Genomic DNA, 660 nt, shown 5'->3' with positions numbered 1-660 from the left:
GTCCAGGACCGGCTGGCCCATCCGCGTCATGGTGCGCATCGAGACGGCGACGTACGCGGAGTCGGTGATCTCCACGCCGATGGCGGAGAGCGGCGAGCCGAGCGGGCCCATGCAGAACGGCACCACGTACATGGTGCGCCCGCGCATCGAGCCCCGGAAGACGCCCTGTTCCCCGGCGAAGATCTCGCGCATCTCGTCGGGGTGCTTCCAGTGGTTGGTCGGCCCCGCGTCCTCTTCCTTCGCCGAGCAGATGAAGGTGCGGTCCTCGACCCGGGCCACGTCGCTGGGGTCGGAGGCCGCGTAGTACGAGTGCGGGCGCTTGATCGGGTCGAGCCGCTTGAACGTGCCCTTCGCCACGAGTTCCTCGGCCAGCCGCTCGTACTCGGCCTGCGAGCCGTCGCACCAGACGATCGCGGCGGGTTCGGTCAGGGCGGCGATCTCGTGCACCCAGGAGACCAGCTCCTGGTGGTTCGTGGGGGTGTTGTTCTGAGCCACGGGGCTGAGAGCCCCGGAGGATTCAGCGCTGCGCGCCACGATCGCTCCGTTCCGCCGGAGCCCGACTGCTCCGGCGTCAGATTGAGGGTTTTGGGCGGACACAGGTGCACACATCCGCTACGGATGCACACATCCGTATATCCAGTGATGGAGACAGCTACCCCT

Annotated in this window: 1 pseudogene; it reads right to left on the bottom strand. The window is 67.7% G+C overall.

What is annotated here, in order from left to right:
- Positions 1–495 (bottom strand): annotated as a pseudogene (locus KUM32_RS37625) (phosphoenolpyruvate carboxykinase); the annotation flags it as partial.
- Between the last annotated feature and the right edge of the window lie 165 nt (positions 496–660).

It is taken from the genome of Streptomyces sp. AC627_RSS907 (assembly GCF_019049165.1).
Note: the sequence above shows the minus strand (reverse complement) of the source record. Positions and strands in the feature narration are given on the sequence as shown.